The sequence below is a fragment of the Dokdonia donghaensis DSW-1 genome (assembly GCF_001653755.1).
GTDB classification, from domain to species: Bacteria; Bacteroidota; Bacteroidia; order Flavobacteriales; family Flavobacteriaceae; genus Dokdonia; species Dokdonia donghaensis.
The window spans coordinates 2606141-2625393 of sequence record NZ_CP015125.1; the positions used below are offsets into that span (position 1 = coordinate 2606141).

Sequence of the window (19253 nt, forward strand, 5' to 3'; positions counted from 1 at the left end):
AAAACATTATGAAATCAATAGTCACTCTAGCCATCGTTGCTTTTCTTGGTATGACAACCGTACAAGCACAAAAAGTTGCAAATGCGCCAGTACAAAAAGAACAAGTAAGCCAGATTGATATGCTTGCTCAAAAATTAAACCTTACAGCAGAGCAAAAGGCAAATGTTGCAAAGACTCTTACAGGTTTTAAAGCTACAGAAGATAGACTTAAAGCAAGTAATATGAATGCGACAGACAAGCAAGCAGCCCTAGATAAAGTGGCAAGTCGTAAAAACGGAAACTTAAAGACGTACCTCACAGATGAGCAGTATGCTATGTATGTGAAGCTTACACAGCTTTAAGAATAAAACAACATAATTTAAAAGACCAAACTGAATTAAGTTTGGTCTTTTTTTATGTAATAATTCTAATACGTAGCTTATCGAGATAATCTACCTAACAAAAAAAGCCACTCGTACGAGTGGCTTTTTTATTATAAGTATCATAATACTCTATGCATCTTTATGCATAAAGGCTTGCTTTGCAAGTAAAACTTCATCTGTCTCTACGTGGTCGTCATCAGGTACACAGCAATCTACTGGACATACGGCAGCACACTGTGGCTCTTCGTGAAAACCTTTACACTCAGTACACTTATCTGGTATAATATAGTAAATCTCATCGCTCACCGGCTCTTGCGCCTCGTTTGCATCTACTTCCTTACCGTTAGGTAGTACTACATTTCCTTCCAGATCTGTACCATCTGCATAGCGCCAGTCATCTGCTCCTTCATATATTGCCGTATTAGGACATTCTGGCTCGCAGGCACCGCAGTTTATACATTCGTCTGTTATGATAATTGCCATAGGTTTCTTTTTGGGTAACTTTGCACAAAAATAATGCCTAGCCATCGATTTGCCAAAACACTATGACGCTTCAACAAAGAATTAACGCTTTTAGTAAACTCGGGACTTTCTTGAGTCAGTTCTCACGTACTAATATTGCTCAAAAAGAGGGAGTTGCACACAATGACCTATTTTTTGACGGAATGAAACATCAGTTTAAACTCGCGCGAGAAAACAACGGATGGTTTACGCAAGAAAATATTCTTTTTGCACTTGAGGGATGGGCAGCACTCCTTACCGAAGAAAAACTTAGCGAGTGGATGAGCGGTTATAATGACGCTTTCGCGAAAGCGCAATCCCAAAAAACTGTTGCTATCATAATGGCAGGTAACATCCCGCTAGTGGGTTTTCACGACTTTTTATGTGTGCTTATTGCAGATCAAAATGTCGTAATAAAACAGTCTTCAAACGATAAACACCTACTGCCCTACCTAGCCAAATATCTGGAATATGTATATCCAGCCTTTAAGGGCCGTATCTCATTTACAGAAGAAAAACTACCTGCACACGATGCTGTGATTGCAACGGGAAGTGACAATACGGCAAGATATTTTGAATATTACTTTGGTAAGAAGCCAAACATTATAAGGAAAAACAGAAACTCTGTTGCTATACTTACAGGTGATGAGAGTGAAGAGCAACTTAAAGCGCTAGGCGAAGATATATTTAGATACTACGGTCTAGGCTGTCGCAATGTGTCCAAATTACTGGTACCAGAAGGATATAACTTTGACGCTTTTTTTAAAGCTATCTACTCGTGGAGCGATGTGATGAACGATGCTAAGTATGCAAATAACTATGACTATAATAAGGCAGTCTACCTTATGAGCCTTTTTGATCTTCTAGAAAATGGGTTTTTAATGCTTAAGGAAGATGAAAGTTATGGCTCTCCTATTGCTACCTTATTTTATGAAAAATATGAGTCAAAAGAATCTCTTGATTTAAAACTTTCTCAAGATGCAGATAAAATACAATGCATTGTAGGTGATAATGAAAAATTACAAGATTTTAAATCACTTATACCATTTGGAAAGACTCAAAAACCGAATCTTCAAGATTATGCCGATGGAGTTGATACTATTGCATTTTTAGTATCGATTTTGCCATAATTTTATCATTTTATCTATAATATTCTATGTTGTTTTGAGCATCTTTGCATTTCAAAATTAGCATAAAATGAAGAAGCACAACTTTAGCGCAGGACCTTGTATTTTACCTCAAGATGTTTTTAAAGAAGCATCACAAGCCATATTAGATTTTAACGATTCTGGTTTATCCATACTGGAGATTTCTCACAGAAGTAAAGACTTTGTAGATGTAATGGATGAGGCTAGGCAACTGGCTTTAGAGCTACTAGGCCTAGAAGGTAAAGGGTATAAAGCCCTCTTCCTACAAGGAGGTGCAAGTACACAATTCTTAATGACTGCATATAACTTATTGCAATCTAAGGCTGGTTATATAAATACCGGAACTTGGAGTGATAAAGCAATAAAGGAAGCTAAGCTTTTTGGGGAGATTGTAGAGGTTGCATCAAGTAAAGAGGCAAACTTTAATTACATACCTAAAGGATACTCAATTCCAGAAGGACTAGATTATTTGCACCTTACGAGTAACAATACCATCTTCGGAACACAAATAAAGGATTTTCCTGAAGTAGACTGTCCTCTTATATGTGATATGAGTAGTGACATCTTCTCTAGAGAGATAGATTTTGGACAATTTGATCTTATCTACGCAGGTGCTCAAAAAAATATGGGACCAGCAGGTACAACACTAGTTGTAATACGTGAAGACATTTTAGGTAAAGTGACACGTCAAATACCTTCTATGCTCAATTATGAAACGCATATAAGCAAAGGAAGTATGTTTAACACACCTGCTGTCTATGCAGTATATGTCTCTATGCTCACGATGAGATGGCTTAAAAAGCTAGGAGGTGTAAAAGCTATTGAGGAGATTAATGATCGTAAGGCGACCTTGCTCTATAGTGAGATAGAGCTTAATCCATTATTTAAGGGATTCGCTGCCAAAGAAGATAGATCTACAATGAATGCTACCTTCTCACTTACAGATGGAGACCTTAAAGATGCCTTTGATACAATGTGGAAAGAAGCAGGTATAAACGGTCTTAATGGTCACAGAAGTGTAGGAGGTTATAGAGCATCTATGTATAATGCACTCTCTATGGACAGTGTAGGTGTACTAGTAGACGTAATGAGCGAGCTAGAAAGAAAAGCATAATTTAAAAAAACGCATACAACACTATATACTATGAAAGTATTAGCAAACGACGGAATATCACAAACAGGAGTTGACGCGCTTACCGCAGGAGGCTTTGAAGTAATTACTACAAACGTAGCTCAAGATCAACTTGAGAACTACATTAACACAAATGAAATAGATGTTATACTTGTGCGTAGTGCAACCACAGTGCGTAAAGAGTTAATAGACGCTTGCCCATCTATAAAAGTTATAGGCCGTGGTGGTGTAGGTATGGATAATATAGATGTACAATATGCACGTGATAAAGGACTTCACGTGATCAATACACCAGCAGCATCTTCGGCATCTGTTGCAGAGCTTGTTTTTGCACACCTCTACAACGGCGTACGTTTTCTATTTGACTCAAACAGAAATATGCCTCTAGATGGTGATACAAAATTTAAAGGATTAAAGAAAGCTTACGCGAAAGGAACCGAGCTACGTGGTAAAACACTTGGGGTTATCGGTTTTGGACGTATAGGTCAAGAAACTGCAAAAATAGCATTAGGTGTAGGGATGAAAGTAATCTTTCACGACCCATTTACAGAAGAGGCTACTGTTAAAGTTCCTTTCTTTGATGGACAGTCAGTTTCTTTTACAATACAATCTATAACTAAAGAAGAGTTGTTAAAATCTGCAGATTTTGTGACCCTTCACGTACCTGCACAAAAGGATTACGTAATAGGTAAGCCCGAGTTTGAGCTTATGAAAGATGGCGCAGCCATTGTAAATGCAGCACGTGGTGGAGTTATTGATGAAGTAGCTCTTATCGCAGCCTTAGACAGTGGTAAGTTATCATTTGCAGGTCTAGACGTTTTTGAAAACGAACCTACTCCAGCCGTACAAGTACTTATGAATCCTAAAGTAAGCCTTACACCACACATAGGTGCGGCAACTGGTGGAGCTCAAGATCGCATAGGTACAGAGCTAGCAGAACAGATTATGAGTATTTTAAAATAATGCAACGATATCAAACATTTGATTTCTAAATTGAATTAATTTGCTTTTTATCGATAAAAACAAGCAAACCATCCTTTTGGATGGTTTTTTTATGGCTGTTTGTCAAACCGCTTATATTAATTCGTAAATTGAAAACTCACAATTAAAACTAAAATAATATGTCAGGATTACTAGATCTACTTAATGGACCAATAGGAAAAACGCTCATCCAAGGAGCTAGCGCAAAAGCTGGACAATCTGAAGGAGATACTGCAAACGTATTGAGTATGGCTTTGCCAGTACTTATGGGTGCAATGAAAAAAAATGTACAAACTCCAGAAGGTGCTGCTGGATTAATGGGTGCTTTAAGTGGAAAACATAGTGGTGGTATTCTTGACCAACTAGGAGACCTTATGGGTAATGGAGGACCTAGTGATGACGTATTACAAGATGGTGCAGGTATTTTAGGTCACTTGCTAGGTGGTAACCAGCCACAAGTAGAAAACGCACTAAGTAGTAAAACAGGTGTAGATGCTGGTTCTATAGCACAAATACTTAAAGTTGCTGCTCCAGTACTTATGGGTGTGTTAGGAAAACAAACACAGCAAAATAATGTAAGCGATGGTAGTGGTATGAATGCACTTCTAGGAAGTATGCTAGGAGGGCAACCAAAAGAAAACCAAAGCCTTATTACAACACTACTAGACTCAGACGGGGACGGTAGCATCCTTGACGATGTAGCTGGTATGGTATTAGGAAGTAATAAAGGAAAAGGTGGTATAGGAGGCCTACTAGGTGGTCTTTTTGGAAAATAAGATTATTACACCATTTAAGATAGTAAAAGGATGCCTACATAGGCATCCTTTTTTTTGTTCCCTAAGTGTAAAGCCACGTTCACTCAATGGTGATACTATTAATGAATGCCACATTCTAAATTTACAATGTACAATTATCAAGCTATCGTTAATACCTTATTAATTGCTACAGAAATTATTTGTAAAACCATTAACTTTAGTATTATGAAAAAACTATGTTACACACTACTACTCACAGCGCTCATTATAGGATGCGCCAGCAGCTCAAAAAAACAAGACATTACAAATAGCTCAGAGGCTATGTCTGACACGGTACGCATCGCAAATGATAGTCTTGAATACGAGATTATAATTATAGAACCTGGTTTTAATCAGTGGCTAGTCACACAACCCCCTAGAGGTTATTATGAGCAGTTCTGGCTTGAGAATAGAAATGTAATTTTTGTAAATGAATATAATAACCGCGTAGTAAATACAACGCAGTATGACCCTAACCTTTACATACAACAAATAGATTACCAGCGTGGTATAGACTACGGTTATGAAGTAAACTACTTGTTATATAACTGGTTTGAATATTTTCAACAACGTAACAACCAGAAACTACGATAATCGTATTTTTGCAGCGCTATGGAAAAATTTAAAACGCGCTGGGAAATCACAAAAAACTGGCAATTTATTCACGTTATACTGGGATTAATTGCCAGTTTCGTATCGGCTTTCTTACTTTCGAAAGCTATTATTTCAAAATTTTTAGAGGCAACTTCTATTACCTATCTAGTGCTTCTCTCGCTCGGTACACTCCTACTCACCTTCCTTATCATTAAATTTACCCTGTGGTTATTTACAAAATTATATGACAGATGGGGCGTTAGTTATAGATGGGAGCTTATTGCAATTTTTCTTGCATTTGCCGTAACTGGCTCAACAGCAGGTAGGTTATCAAACCCTTTAATGGAAATTATAGGATTAGATAAAGATCTCACTAGTGGATGGATTTATTGGCCTGTTAGAATCTTGTTAATTTTCCCCATATATCAAGTGTTATTAGTGATATTTGGTTGGTTATTCGGTCAGTACACATTCTTTAAAGCATTTGCCATAAAAATGGTTTCAAGAATGGGATTAGGCTTTATATTTACAAAATAGATTTTGAAAGAACAGAGACCACATAATTTACAACGCGCAGCTGCATTTTTTATAATGCTTGCTTTTCTATTACCTGCGCTTGTCTCTTTCTTGCACAGTACAGAAAACCACACACATTACGACACCTGTTCATTTGGTAATAAAACTCACGTACACGAGAAGAAGCTAGATTGTGATCTAGGAGATCTTCATATTGTAAAAGAAGGAGTTTACGCTTTCGCGAAAGCGTACCAAACAGCTACAATTTTAATTAAAAAAAGTAATGATGTACAGTTAAGTACATCATACACAACCACAGTCATAACATCTTCAGACCGTGGACCACCGTCTTGCTAGTGATTGAATTTTATTCAATAATTAGCAAAACAATTTTTATGAAATTTTATTTATGGCTTAGCATTGCCTTGCTGAGCATTACAGCTACTGCACAAGAGTGCACTTATACGCTATCTGGATACATTATAGACTTACACGATAATGAAGTGCTTGAAGAAGCAACCATTATTATAGTAGGCTCTGAGCGATCTGTGACAACAGATGCGCAAGGAAAATATGTGATTACAAATCTTTGTGAGGACCAGTATACACTACAGGTATCTCATCCTGCGTGTGAGACACAGCTTGTAAAAGTAACTGTAAGCGGTAATACAACTCGTACTATTAATATGGAGCATCACCTGGAGTCTCTAGGCGATGTAGAGATTGTTGCGCACGCTCATAAAAGTAAAAGCCGTACAGCGACAGAAAGTGTGGTAGACCACAACCTCTTAGAAAACAACAGTGCAGCATCACTAGGTGATGCACTTAAAAACCTAAGTGGTGTTACCTCTTTAAACACGGGTAACTCTGTTGTAAAACCTGTAATACAAGGGCTACACTCTAGTAGAGTAGTACTTATTACAGAGGGTACGAGATTGCAAGATCAAGAATGGGGTGTAGAACACGCACCTAATATAGATGTAAATGCAGCTGGTGAAGTCACAGTTATTAAAGGAGCAGCAGGATTGCAATATGGTGGTGATGCTATAGGAGGCACCATTATCATAGAGCCAGAGCAGGTACCAGTAAAGGACACCCTTTTTGGGAGAACGATCATAACCGGTGCAACAAACGGTCGTGGTGGATCTATTACCACTTCTTTAATAAAATCATATAATAACGGCTGGTATGGAGGCCTAAATGGAACTTTAAAACGCTTTGGGGATTTTGAAGCGCCAGATTATGTACTAAGTAATACAGCTCTGTATGAGAGAGACCTTTCTGTACGTATAGGAGTTAATAAATATCGTTATGGTGTAGAGGCTAGCTACTCGATTTTTGACAAAGAATCTGGTATTTTACGCTCATCGCACGTAGGTAATGCTGCAGATCTCTCGGTTGCTATAAACAGCCAAGAGCCCTTTGTAGTAGAGCCATTTACGTATGATATTAATGCTCCAAAACAGGAGGTACAACATCAAATTGCAAAACTTAAGTCATTTTATCGCTTTGATAACTTTGGGAAGTTAAGTGCTCAGGTAGATTACCAGCGCAATAACAGACTTGAGTTTGACATACGTCGCGACAGCGATGACTTGAGACCATCTATTGATCTACAACTTGAAACTATAGGAGGAAAAATAGATTTTGACTACACGGCAGATAATACCATTACCGCAAAGGTGGGTATTTCTGGAAGGTACCAAGATCACTTTCCCGACCCCGTTACTGGAGTACGAAGACTAATACCAGATTATCAAGGTTATGACTTTGGTATTTATGCATTAGGGTCTAAAGTCTTTGGAAAGTGGACTATAGAGGCAGGTGCAAGATATGATTACAACCGCATCAATGCAGAGAAGTTTTACATCACAAGCCTCTGGGAAGCCAGAGAATATGATGTAAACTTTGCTCAGTTTGAAGTTGAAGAATTTGAAAATCAAATATTTGTAAGACCAGAATTTGAGTATCACAATTTCTCAGCAACAGCAGGAGCCTCTTATGAGGTAAATGATGCGACTACGGTTTCCTTAAACTATGCACTGGCATCTCGCTCGCCTAATGTGTCAGAATTATTTTCTGATGGATTACACCAGAGTGCTGCCCGTCTAGAGCTAGGGGACCTAAGTTTTAATCAAGAAGTCGCAAATAAAATTTCATTAAATTTTACAAGATCTACAGACACTTGGAGTTTTACTATTGCTCCGTTTGCAAACTTTATTGAGGATTTTATCCTTATAGAGCCTACAGGCGTACAGCAAACCTTAAGAGGCAGTTTTCCTGTATGGGAGTATAGACAGACACAAGCCAGACTGTTAGGTTTTGACATAGATAACAACGTGCAAGTAACAGATCGTTTTGAATTTTCTAACCAGTTTTCGCTGGTAAAAGGAAAGGATGTAACCTTTGACAGAGCTTTAATTAATGTGCCTTCGGCAAGTACGCGTAACACTGTTACATATACAATACCGTCTGTAAATAATTTGAAGCTGTCACTTGAAAGTAACTATGTATTTCGTCAAAATGAGTTTCCAGACACAAACTTTGACGTTTTTCTACCTGAGACTAACACAACAGAGTTAGTAGATATAAGCACACCTCCCGATGCGTATCATCTTCTCAACTTTAGAAGCTCTATTGATTTTGCAATAAATGATAAGAGCAATCTTAATGTAGGTCTTATGGTAAACAATCTATTTGACACCTCTTACAGGGAGTACTTAAATCGCCAGCGCTATTTTGCAGATGATTTAGGTAGAAATGTTTTATTACAAATTAAAATTAATTATTAAATCTACGCTTTCGCGAAAGCGTAACAACACACAAACTATGAAAAATTTTAGAAATTACACGCTTATTGCCCTTACTGCTATTAGTCTTGCAGCTTGTTCTAGTGATGATGATGGAGATACTCCAGAAATAATCAATGAAGAAGAGGTAATAACAACCTTAAATCTTACACTACAGTCTGGAGCAGAAACGATTGTTCTTACATCACAAGATCTTGATGGAGATGGTCCTAATGCACCTACAATTACTGTATCTGGTAACTTAGATATAAGCACTGTTTATAACGGTACTGTAGAGTTTCTTAACGAAACAGAAAGCCCAGCAGAGGATATTACCGAAGAGGTAGAAGAAGAGGCAGATGAGCACCAAGTATTTTATACTCCAAGTGCAGGAGTAGATGCAGCGATTGCATACGGTAACTTTGATAGTGATAATAACCCACTTGGTACTGTGGTAACACTTACTACCGGAGCAACTGCTGGTACAGGTACACTTACAGTTACCCTACGTCACGAGCCTACTAAGCCTAACGATGGAACGTTAAGTGATGCTGGTGGAGAAACAGATATTCAAGTTACTTTTCCTGTTACTGTTGAGTAATGTAAAGTAAGTATACTTTTAATAATAAAAGGGATAGCGCTATTGCGCTATCCCTTTTATTATTTTATGATGTATGTCCTACTGTTGTGGTGGTGCCTGTGCTCCTTCTTGTTCTGGTTTTTCAAAAAGACTCATTACTGCTCTTCCCAAAAACTCTGTTACATCACCTGCTATAAGTCCTTCTATACCATATTGATTTACGGCAACATCTGCTGCTAGACCGTGAAAGTATACTCCCATCATTGCTGCTTCCATAGGGTGGTATCCTTGTGCTAGATGCCCAGTAATGACTCCTGTAAGCACATCTCCTGTTCCTGCTGTAGATAGACCTGGATTACCCGTAGTATTAATATAAAGCTGCATATCATACACTGTAATAGTGTGTGCTCCTTTTATAACTATGATAACATTATGATTTTTTGCAAATTTTGCTGTTTTTTCTAGCTTATCAAAGTCGTCATCCCACTTCCCTACTAGCCTCTCTAATTCACCTGGATGAGGTGTGAGTATAGACAAAGCAGGTACTTGCTTCATAAGTGCAGGTCGCTTTGCTATTATGTTTATAGCATCTGCATCAATAACTAGTGGAGCTTTCTGAGATTTTAAGAAAGACTCCATCGCTGCAACAGTTTTCTCATCTGTTCCCATACCTGGACCTATTGCAATCGCATTTGCCTCTGTCTGAAAATCTATCTCCTCAAAAACTTTCCCATTAAAGTTATCTGTTTCAACCATTACTTCTGGCAATGCTGTTTGTAAAATAGGTACTCCTATTTGTGGTACATAAGCAGTTACAAGGCCACTTCCAGCTCTTAGCGCTGCCTTACTTGCAAGTTGTACAGCACCCATTTTTCCAAAACTTCCACCTATAATTAAACTGTGGCCAAACATCCCTTTATGAGTATACTGTGAGCGACCTTTATACATTTGCTGTATTTCAGGTTTACTTATGAGCTTCACATCTGAAGGTGTGGTTGCTAGATATTCTGGGTCCAGACCTATATCAATAGTATCCCACATATTTATATACTTCCCTGTTTCTGGCAAGAAGAAAGCGAGCTTAGGAGACATAAAACTCAATACAAATGTTGAATGCACAACAATATCATCCTTGTCAAGACCTCTATCTCCATACATACCAGATGGTATATCTATAGATAATGTATAGGCTTTAGACTCATTTATTTTTACAAAAAGTGCTTTTACCCAATCTTCTGGACATCTGTTAAGCCCTATTCCAAAAATTCCGTCTACCACAATATCTTGCGGACTTATCTCTGGAAAGTTTTCTACTCCCTTAATTATCTCAGGCCATTTTTTTACTTCATTTTTAAGAGCCTCATACGCCTTTAAAAAATCTGTAGATCGCTTATCGTTACAATCTACAATGTATGTATCTACGTTATAGCCATTTTTAAGTAATAACCTTGCTATAACTAAGGCATCACCACCATTATTTCCTATACCACAAAAGACTTTAATAGGTACTGGCTGTCCTTGCAATCGTTTATGCATCCACTCATATACATAACCTCCGGCGCGCTCCATTAGGTTATAAGATGGTATACCCTCCTTCTCTATTGTTACTTTGTCTGCTTCGTATAGTTGTTTAGAACTAAAAATCTTCATAAGTATAGGTGTTAATGAGCTTCTTTGCTCTCAGTCATTAGTATAAGTAAGTGTATTATCAAAATAATGATAAGATCTATGTTCTATCATTAAATAAGAGAGAAAACTTTATAGAAATTATCACATTTACAATAAAGCAAGGATTGTTTATGGTTATTTATGATATCCGTAAAACTAAATTCTCTGCATTGCCTGTTTAGGTAAAAGTAATACATTTACTTCATCACAGACAAGATGATCGAAGCACAAAACATAACTACTTTTTATACTACCTCTATTACTATAGGTACAATTACCCCTATGGGGTATTCTGTATATATATCGTTCATTTAGTTTCCGTAGTCGCGGGACACTCTTCACACACACAAATTAGATTTATTCATTAGTTTTTACTCAGGTAAAAATGACAAAGCATTTGTATATGCGTGTATTAAAATTTGGAGGCACTTCTGTAGGAAGTGTAGAAAACATAGAAAAAACAATTGCCATCGTGGCAAACCAGGCAGCTCAAAGTCCTGTAGCCGTAGTCGTGTCTGCCCTAGGTGGTGTAACAGATTTGTTACTAAAGGCTGGAGCACTAGCAGCCAAAAAAGAAGAGAGCTACAAAGATATTCTTAAAGAAATCTCTCAAAAGCATATATCTTTTACAGATACGCTCACTGGTGGTAACCAAGAGGTTCTCAAAGCGATTACTTTACAAATGTCGCACCTAGAAGACTTACTTAAAGGTATCTATCTTATAAATGAACTCTCTCCAAAAACATTAAATAAACTAGCTGCCTATGGAGAACTTACAAGCAGTTACATCATAGCTGCTGCGTTTAAACATAAAAGTATAGATGCAAGTCTTAAAGATAGTAGAGAACTTATTATAACAGATGCAAACCATACAAAGGCTGGGGTTCTTTATGAGGTTACAAACCAAAACATCACCGCATATTTTGCAGAAAAGAAAGCACAAATCACTGTTCTAGGTGGATTTATCGCGCGTACAGAGGCAGGTGATACAAGTACACTAGGTCGTGGAGGATCAGACTTTACTGCGGCTATAATTGCAGCAGCCCTAGATGTAGAGCAACTAGAAATCTGGACAGATGTAAGCGGTATGTTTTCGGCAAATCCAAAGCTGGTAAAACAGGCAAAACCCATACAAGAAATTTCATACCACGAGGCTATGGAGTTATCACATTTTGGAGCAAAAGTACTCTACCCTCCTACTATTGTACCCGTATTGAGTAAAAACATACCTATCTACATTAAAAATACAATGGCTCCAGAAGAGGCCGGTACGCGCATAGGTAATCAAGACATTGCACACCCCAACCCGATTAAAGGAATATCTCACATAAGTGATGTGGCTTTATTAACCCTTGAGGGAGCAGGTATGGTAGGAATATCTGGTATCTCAAAACGTCTATTTGAGGTACTATCGCAACAGCAAGTTAATATCATACTCATTACTCAAGCTTCCAGTGAGCACAGTATCTGTATAGGTGTGATGGAGGCAGATGCCTTACGTGCAAAAACAGCGATAGAAACAGAGTTTGCTTACGAACTATCGTTGCATAAAATTGACCCGGTAATTGTTGAGACGTCTCTAGCAATTATCGCCCTTGTAGGTGAATCTATGAAAAGTCATCAAGGCATCTCAGGAAAAATGTTTTCTACCCTAGGTAGAAACAATGTAAACATACGCGCCATTGCACAAGGAGCAAGTGAGAAAAACATATCTGCCGTAATTGCTCAGAAAGATGTAAAAAAAGCTCTTAACAGTCTACACGAAGTATTTTTTGAAGGTAACCGCAAGCAAATTAACCTGTTTATTACGGGGGTAGGTAACGTAGGCGCAAAGCTTCTTGAGCAAATCAATAACCAAAAGCAATACCTTAAAGAGCACCTCAACCTCAACATACGAGTGCTAGGACTTTCTAACAGTCGCAAGATGCTCGTATCGCAAGAGCCTATAGACCTCAATAACTGGGAAGCACAACTAGATGGAGGTGAGAAAGCAGATGTTTTACGCTTTCGCGAAAGCGTGATAAACCTCAACCAGCGCAACTCAGTTTTTGTAGACATCACCGCAAATGAACCTGTGGCAATGGCATATGAGGAATACTTAAGAAATAGCATTGCCGTGGTTGCTTGTAATAAAATAGCTGCCGCAGGTAAGCAAGAGTATTATGCAAATCTCAAAAGACTTAGCCGCAAGTACAACGCTCCATTTAAGTTTGAGACTAACGTGGGCGCAGGACTGCCTATAATAGACACCTTGCAAAACCTAATTGCCTCTGGTGATAGAATTACTAAGGTACAAGCCGTACTCTCGGGAAGCTTAAACTTTGTTTTTAACAACTTTAAAAGTGGTGGTAGCTTTTATGACGTGGTACAAGAAGCCAAAGAAGAAGGATATACAGAGCCAGACCCACGCATAGATTTAAGCGGTGTAGATGTGGCACGTAAAATTCTTATACTAGCTAGAGAAAGCGGTCTTGAACTAGAGCTAGAAAATATTACAAACACACCTTTTTTAACCAAAAACAATCTGGATAGTACAGACGTGCCTCACTTTTTTGAAACACTCAAAGAAGACGCAGCACACTTTGAAAAATTAGTTGCCGATGCTACAGCAGCAGGCAAACGCCTTAAGTATGTAGCCCAGCTAGATAATGGTAAAGCAAGCGTAGGCTTACAGTCTGTAGGCGCAGACAGTCCGTTTTACAACCTTGAAGGGTCAGATAATATTGTTTTATTTTACACAGCACGTTATCCAGAGCAACCGCTTATTGTAAAAGGTGCAGGTGCAGGAGGAGATGTTACCGCCAGCGGACTCTTCAGTGATATCATAAGACTTAGATAATTTTAATATGTCTCAAAAAACACATAAAGAAAGCTCTAAAACTCGTGAGGAGATACGCATTTTTTGCCCCGCAACTGTTGCAAACGTAAACTGCGGTTTTGACTCGCTAGGTTTTGCCCTTGAGGGCATAGGTGACGAGATGGTTTTTAGAAAAACTACTGATAAAGGTGTTACCATTACAAAAATTACGGGTGACGATTTACCTATGGAGGCGCATAATAATGTTGCCGGTGTGGCAGGTAATGCAATGCTAGAAGACATACAAGCAGATTTTGGCGTAGCTATCGAAATTTATAAAAAAATACGATGTGGTTCTGGTATAGGCAGCAGCAGTGCAAGCGCGGCTGGGGCCGTTTACGGCATTAATCAATTACTTGATGAGCCATTATCTAATCTTGAACTCACTCGCTATGCTATGAAGGGAGAAGCACTTGCAAGTGGTAATGAACACGCAGATAATGTAGCTCCTTGTATTTATGGAGGCACAACGCTAGTTACCGGCTACTCCCCTCTTAAAATTATAGCGCTCCCACCTATGGAAACGGTATACGTAGGTATACTACACCCGCATATTACCATAAAAACCAAAGAAGCAAGGGAGATTTTACCTAAAACGGTACCTCTTGCAGATGCCATTAAGCAATCGCAACATCTAGCCGGTTTTGTTGCCTCGCTATATGAATGGGATAAAGAACTTTTTACCGAGAGTATACAAGATGTGCTTGTAGAGCCCCACCGCAAGCAATTGATTCCGCATTTTGATGAGATACGTACTATTTCTAAAGAGAACCAATGCATTGCCTTTGGTATTTCTGGTAGTGGGCCTAGTATGTTTTGTCTCGCTTTCGCGAAAGCGCACATAGACTCATATCTAGCTAAGAGTGTAGCCTTGTATCAAGAAAACGGTCTCCAAGTAGACAGCTACTCCAGCCGAATTTCTGGAACGGGTTGCCATATCATATAATACAATAAAAAATGCCGAGCAATTGCCCGGCATTCTTCTTTGGTTGGATTGTGAAAGTAATTAATTATTCACTCTGACCATACTTCTCTGCATATCGCTTTGCAAGCTTAGTCTGGTGTGATTCTAAACTAATATCACGACCTTGTATAAAGGCTCTAGATAGATTGTTACCTCTCATATCTAACGCATTGCCATCACTTATAAAAAGTGTAGCATCTTTACCAGGCGCTAGCGTACCAGTTGTAGAAGCTATCCCCATAATTTTAGCAGGATTTAAAGTTATCATTTTAAGCGCATCTTCATCGCTTAACCCAAATTGTGTTACTTGACCTGCATAAAAAGGCAGGTTACGCACTTGCCAGTACTCTGCATCATAGCCTAAAGCTACAGTCACACCTGCATCTGTAAGTAACTTTGGTAATTTATAAGGTAGGTCATAATCGTGATCTTCCATAGATGGTAGTCCTTGGACACGTTGTAGTATCACAGGTATGTTTGCCTTAGCTAGTTCTTCTGCTACTTTATAAGATTGGTATCCTCCTACAAGCACTACATTAGTAAGTTGCATCTCTTTGGCAAATGCTATCACATCAAGAATTTGTTTTTGGTCATTTGCACTTATATATACTTTTTGTGTGCCGTTAAAGACATTCTTCATCGCATCAAAAGGTAAGTTTTTAGTTCCCTTAGCTTTACTGTAAGCTCTTGAGTTATTAAAAAACATTTTAATCTTATTTATATCCTCTTTATACGACTTGTTTGGCTTATAACCAGGCTCCTCACCTAGCCACCATCTACCGCGACGCATTGTACGAGGCCAGTCCATAAAGATACCTTCATCTGTTTTATAAGCTGCATCTTCCCAGTTCCAAGCATCTAGCTGCACTACAGAAGATGCGCCAGAGATAGTCCCTCCTACAGGTCTAATCTGTGCCATAAGTACTCCGTTAGGACGCATAGATTCTACAACCTTAGACTCTGCATTATAAGCAATGATACCACGTACGTGTGGGATCATCTCTCCTATCTCATCATAATCATTAGATTGTCTTACTGCGCCTACCTCTACAAGGCCTAGCGTTGTGTTTGTTGCTATAAAACCAGGATATACGTGTTTACCTGTGGCATTTATCACTGTTCCCTTTGTGGCGCTACCACCACTTTGAATTGTAGATATTTTACCATTTTCAAATACGATAGTGGCATTATCTATTACGGTCCCATCACCTACGTGTGCTGTTGCTCCCGTTATTGTATAAGCAGTTGCTTGAGCAGGTGCAGGTGTTTGTTGTGCAATTGCTGTTGCTCCTAAAAGGAAAACAACGGCTACTAGTAATTGTTGTAGTGTTTTCATCTTAGTAAATTGTTTGTTCTGTATCACAATGCATACGTTGTTTTTCTTTCTTTCTCGCCGGTTGTGTTTTTAAGCCTTTGTTCTTTTCTGCAAGCATCATTGCAGTAAGTTGTGCTTTTTCTTTTTGTACCGTTGCGCGTAGTTCCTTATCCTTTTCTATATCAAAGAATACTTTTCCTTCTATTATAGTTTTCTCTGCTCTAGCTTTTATACTAAGCGGGTGATCTGACCATATAACGACATCTCCATCCTTACCAGGTTTAAGACTTCCTGCACGATCATCCATATGTAAAAGCTTTGCCGGATTTAATGTGACCATTTTCCAAGCGTCCTCTTCTTCAATACCACCGTACTTATAAATTTTTGCAGCTTCTTGATTAAGACGTCTTGACATCTCACCATCATCTGAGTTAATGGCTACTGTAACTCCTGCTCTGTGCATAATAGCAGCATTATAAGGAATCGCATCGTTTACCTCATATTTATAAGCCCACCAGTCTGAGAAGGTAGATCCTCCTACGCCGTGCTCTGCCATTTTATCTGCAACCTTATAACCTTCTAGTATGTGTGTAAAGGTGTTTACATTAAAACCAAACTGCTCTGCCACCTTCATTGTCATATTAATCTCGCTCTGTACATATGAGTGACAAGAGATAAGACGCTCCATATTAAGAATGTCAACTATAGTTTCCATTTCCTCATCTACGCGATACGGCTGTCCACTTTTCTTCTTTGCTTCATATTCTTTACCTCTTGTAAAGTAGTCTACAAAAACTTGCTCTACTCCCATTCTTGTTTGAGGGAATCTTGAGTAGCTATTCCAGTTTGCTTGTTTTACGTTTTCACCTAAGGCAAACTTGATAAACTTCTTATCCTTAATTACCATTTCATCTATAGGTGCTCCCCACTTAAGCTTCATCACTGCGCTCTGTCCACCTATTGGGTTTGCAGACCCGTGTAGTAACTGGATGGCCGTTACTCCACCAGCTAGGTTACGATAAATATCAGAATCATCTGGATTAACCACATCACTCATACGTACCTCTGCTGTAGAGTTATGACCAGACTCGTTTATTGCAAAAGCTGCAATATGTGAGTGCTCATCTATAATACCAGAAGTAACGTGCTTACCTGTACCATCTACTACCATAGCTCCTCGCGCTGATAGATTTTTTCCTACTGCACTTATTTTTCCATCTTTGATTAAGACATCTGCATTCTCAAGAATACCCTCTGCCTCATTTGTCCAGACCGTTGAGTTTTTAATTAAAATATCTTGTTGCTTAGGACGTGTCTCATAACCAAAAGCCATATTAGGATATGTAAGTGGCATAACATCTAGGGGTTTATCACCACCTTTTTTATCATCCTTAGCTTCACTTGCCTCTAAAGCTGTCTTTCTAGAAGTAAAGTTCTTTTCTGTTCCATCTGCAAGAATTGCTTTACCATTAAGACCATTTGCATCTGCTCTAGCAACGAGTCTTATAAACTTACCTTCGGCTTCTTTAAAAATAACTGTAGCCCAGTCTTGTTTATAAGCAAACTCGCTCTTTACTTCTTCTCCTCCTTTTTTCAAAGTTGCTTTTGCCTTTTCGGTTGAGTTTTTTACTTCTAGATTATAAGTAACACCGTTAAGGTTAATTGCATAGTTGCCATCTATGTTTACTGTAGTCATATCTTTAACTACATTTTTATTACCCTGAATCCAGTGCTCAAATAATTTTGTGTCTTTTTCAAACACCTCTCCAGAAGTAATCATAAAGTTTGCCCACGCTCTATTTTTAAGAACACCTATCTCACCGCTCTTACCTACCATTTGCGCTGGTATCGTAGTAAGTGCTTCTAGCGCACGCTCTTTAGAAAGACCATACGTAATCGCCTTCATAAGGTGCTTTTTAAAATCCTTTGGTGATTTATGCTTAAATGTAGTAAGTGCAAATGTCACTCCAGCATCTTGTAATGCTTTAGGGTTTGTAGGTGCTTGGTTCCAGTGCTTCATATCAGACAGCGCTACATATTCGGCAGCATATGGCTCTTCCATATCATAGGCATCTGGAAATTTAAGTGGCAAGATCATTTTACGATTCATTGCCTGTACCTCACCTATACGCTTATACTCGTCTCCGCCTGCAACTATTACGTAGTCTATCCCAAATTGATCTCCTAGTTTATCTATACGTAAGTCGTCATAAAGCCCGTCACCTTCAAAAAATTGCGGTAAGGTTTTATTTCGCGTAAGCGCTTCAAGAGACATATCTTTTGTATCTACATTTCCTTTCTCATACCAATCTAGGTCGTGCTGTACTTGACGTAGTAAGGCGGTTGCACCCATCTTTGAAGAAGGGTATGCTTGTCGAGAAGTAACGCTCTTGTCAAAAGAAAAATATTGAGCAAGACGCTCCTCCATTACTCGATTTGCCGTATTACCATCATTGTTAAGAGCAATAAGTGCTCCCGTACCACGAGCAATACCATCGTGTTGTAAGGTTGCTACTACGCCAAAACCTGCGTTTATATATTCGGTAGCCTTCTTTTTATCATACTCAAAGTCGTCATAGCCATTTTGTTCTGAGAGAATATGATCGTTCCAGTATCCTCCCTCTCTCGAGTTGTCATATTGAGAAGCACGACCAGAACCTCCAGCCCTCTTAGGCTTTGCAATACCAAAATTTGTATAGATATCTACAAAAGATGGATAGATGTGTTTACCACCTAGATCAACCACAACAGCATTTGCCGGGTATTTAGATGACTTACCTACAGACACCACTCTACCATTTTGTACCACTAGGGTACCTTTCTTAATAGTTTCGGTTGGTGTGCTGTGTATTGTGGCATTTGTAAACACCGTGTAGTTTTCATTTTTGGACTTAACTCCAGCATTTGCCGGAAAGTAATCTTGCGCATACATTGTAAATGAACAAGTTACCAGCCCTAAGACAAGTAATTTTTTAAAGAACATATTTAGATTGTAAATTATTTAGTTCTTAAAGATAACTACCTTGTTAAGCAGGCGTTAAGGTTTAATAAA

The 19253-nt window shown here is 38.6% G+C and carries 16 protein-coding genes; 12 read left to right on the forward strand and 4 right to left on the reverse strand.

Annotation, left to right across the window (positions count from 1 at the left end; genetic code table 11):
* Positions 1-8 precede the first annotated feature (8 nt).
* The gene (locus I597_RS11455) at positions 9-341 is read left to right on the forward strand and encodes a hypothetical protein (protein WP_021778853.1); all 333 of its coding nucleotides are present in this window, start codon (positions 9-11) and stop codon (positions 339-341) included.
* Positions 342-491: 150 nt separating this feature from the next.
* Here the strand turns inward: I597_RS11455 and I597_RS11460 are convergent, their stop codons facing one another.
* On the reverse strand, positions 492-845 hold the full coding sequence (locus I597_RS11460) for a 4Fe-4S dicluster domain-containing protein (RefSeq protein WP_021778852.1): 354 nt from the start codon (positions 843-845) through the stop codon (positions 492-494).
* A gap of 62 nt (positions 846-907) precedes the next feature.
* Here I597_RS11460 and I597_RS11465 point away from each other — a divergent pair, with 62 nt between their 5' ends.
* From I597_RS11465 to I597_RS11505, 9 genes are all read left to right on the forward strand, one after another.
* Entirely contained in the window at positions 908-1993 is a 1086-nt protein-coding gene (locus I597_RS11465) for an acyl-CoA reductase (protein ID WP_035324634.1), read from the forward strand.
* Positions 1994-2060: 67 nt separating this feature from the next.
* Positions 2061-3125 carry a 3-phosphoserine/phosphohydroxythreonine transaminase gene (gene serC, locus I597_RS11470; RefSeq protein ID WP_035324633.1) on the forward strand — a complete coding sequence of 355 codons (1065 nt, stop codon included), beginning with the start codon at positions 2061-2063 and terminating at the stop codon, positions 3123-3125.
* A 30-nt stretch (positions 3126-3155) separates the two neighbouring features.
* Complete coding sequence (locus tag I597_RS11475) at positions 3156-4106, forward strand: D-2-hydroxyacid dehydrogenase (protein ID WP_035324632.1); 951 nt, start codon at positions 3156-3158, stop codon at positions 4104-4106.
* Between the two features lie 158 nt (positions 4107-4264).
* A complete protein-coding gene (locus I597_RS11480; RefSeq protein WP_035324631.1) occupies positions 4265-4900 on the forward strand; it encodes a DUF937 domain-containing protein in 636 nt (211 codons plus the stop codon).
* Positions 4901-5104: 204 nt separating this feature from the next.
* A complete protein-coding gene (locus tag I597_RS11485) occupies positions 5105-5512 on the forward strand; it encodes a DUF6146 family protein (protein ID WP_035328532.1) in 408 nt (135 codons plus the stop codon).
* An 18-nt stretch (positions 5513-5530) separates the two neighbouring features.
* Positions 5531-6049: a DUF6787 family protein gene (locus I597_RS11490; RefSeq protein ID WP_035324630.1), complete on the forward strand. Its 519-nt coding sequence runs from the start codon at positions 5531-5533 to the stop codon at positions 6047-6049.
* A 3-nt stretch (positions 6050-6052) separates the two neighbouring features.
* Positions 6053-6385 (forward strand): hypothetical protein, encoded by a 333-nt coding sequence (locus I597_RS11495; RefSeq protein ID WP_035324629.1) that lies wholly within the window; start codon positions 6053-6055, stop codon positions 6383-6385.
* A gap of 38 nt (positions 6386-6423) precedes the next feature.
* Positions 6424-8820 carry a TonB-dependent receptor gene (locus tag I597_RS11500; protein ID WP_052111656.1) on the forward strand — a complete coding sequence of 799 codons (2397 nt, stop codon included), beginning with the start codon at positions 6424-6426 and terminating at the stop codon, positions 8818-8820.
* Between the two features lie 37 nt (positions 8821-8857).
* Positions 8858-9418, forward strand: a complete 561-nt coding sequence (locus I597_RS11505; RefSeq protein WP_035328528.1) for a hypothetical protein — start codon at positions 8858-8860, stop codon at positions 9416-9418.
* 78 nt (positions 9419-9496) lie between these two features.
* Here the strand turns inward: I597_RS11505 and I597_RS11510 are convergent, their stop codons facing one another.
* On the reverse strand, positions 9497-11047 hold the full coding sequence (locus tag I597_RS11510) for a bifunctional ADP-dependent NAD(P)H-hydrate dehydratase/NAD(P)H-hydrate epimerase (RefSeq protein ID WP_035324628.1): 1551 nt from the start codon (positions 11045-11047) through the stop codon (positions 9497-9499).
* A gap of 421 nt (positions 11048-11468) precedes the next feature.
* Here I597_RS11510 and thrA point away from each other — a divergent pair, with 421 nt between their 5' ends.
* Positions 11469-13904 (forward strand): bifunctional aspartate kinase/homoserine dehydrogenase I, encoded by a 2436-nt coding sequence (gene thrA, locus I597_RS11515; protein WP_035324627.1) that lies wholly within the window; start codon positions 11469-11471, stop codon positions 13902-13904.
* 7 nt (positions 13905-13911) lie between these two features.
* Positions 13912-14868, forward strand: coding sequence for a homoserine kinase (locus I597_RS11520; RefSeq protein ID WP_052111655.1), 957 nt, complete (start codon positions 13912-13914; stop codon positions 14866-14868).
* A gap of 64 nt (positions 14869-14932) precedes the next feature.
* Here I597_RS11520 and I597_RS11525 read toward each other — a convergent pair whose 3' ends face one another.
* The gene (locus I597_RS11525; RefSeq protein WP_035324626.1) at positions 14933-16222 is read right to left on the reverse strand and encodes an amidohydrolase family protein; all 1290 of its coding nucleotides are present in this window, start codon (positions 16220-16222) and stop codon (positions 14933-14935) included.
* Position 16223: 1 nt separating this feature from the next.
* Positions 16224-19184, reverse strand: coding sequence for an amidohydrolase family protein (locus I597_RS11530; protein WP_035324625.1), 2961 nt, complete (start codon positions 19182-19184; stop codon positions 16224-16226).
* Positions 19185-19253: the final 69 nt, after the last annotated feature.

Bases quoted from the DNA above. Each gene is read 5' to 3' on its own strand.
- I597_RS11480 (WP_035324631.1), top strand. From the start codon at position 4,265: ATGTCAGGATTACTAGATCTACTTAATGGACCAATAGGAAAAACGCTC.
- I597_RS11530 (WP_035324625.1), bottom strand. From the start codon at position 19,184: ATGTTCTTTAAAAAATTACTTGTCTTAGGGCTGGTAACTTGTTCATTT.
- I597_RS11520 (WP_052111655.1), top strand. From the start codon at position 13,912: ATGTCTCAAAAAACACATAAAGAAAGCTCTAAAACTCGTGAGGAGATA.
- I597_RS11465 (WP_035324634.1), top strand. From the start codon at position 908: ATGACGCTTCAACAAAGAATTAACGCTTTTAGTAAACTCGGGACTTTC.
- I597_RS11510 (WP_035324628.1), bottom strand. From the start codon at position 11,047: ATGAAGATTTTTAGTTCTAAACAACTATACGAAGCAGACAAAGTAACA.
- I597_RS11525 (WP_035324626.1), bottom strand. From the start codon at position 16,222: ATGAAAACACTACAACAATTACTAGTAGCCGTTGTTTTCCTTTTAGGA.
- I597_RS11490 (WP_035324630.1), top strand. From the start codon at position 5,531: ATGGAAAAATTTAAAACGCGCTGGGAAATCACAAAAAACTGGCAATTT.
- I597_RS11505 (WP_035328528.1), top strand. From the start codon at position 8,858: ATGAAAAATTTTAGAAATTACACGCTTATTGCCCTTACTGCTATTAGT.
- I597_RS11460 (WP_021778852.1), bottom strand. From the start codon at position 845: ATGGCAATTATCATAACAGACGAATGTATAAACTGCGGTGCCTGCGAG.
- serC (WP_035324633.1), top strand. From the start codon at position 2,061: ATGAAGAAGCACAACTTTAGCGCAGGACCTTGTATTTTACCTCAAGAT.
- I597_RS11475 (WP_035324632.1), top strand. From the start codon at position 3,156: ATGAAAGTATTAGCAAACGACGGAATATCACAAACAGGAGTTGACGCG.
- thrA (WP_035324627.1), top strand. From the start codon at position 11,469: ATGCGTGTATTAAAATTTGGAGGCACTTCTGTAGGAAGTGTAGAAAAC.
- I597_RS11485 (WP_035328532.1), top strand. From the start codon at position 5,105: ATGAAAAAACTATGTTACACACTACTACTCACAGCGCTCATTATAGGA.
- I597_RS11455 (WP_021778853.1), top strand. From the start codon at position 9: ATGAAATCAATAGTCACTCTAGCCATCGTTGCTTTTCTTGGTATGACA.
- I597_RS11500 (WP_052111656.1), top strand. From the start codon at position 6,424: ATGAAATTTTATTTATGGCTTAGCATTGCCTTGCTGAGCATTACAGCT.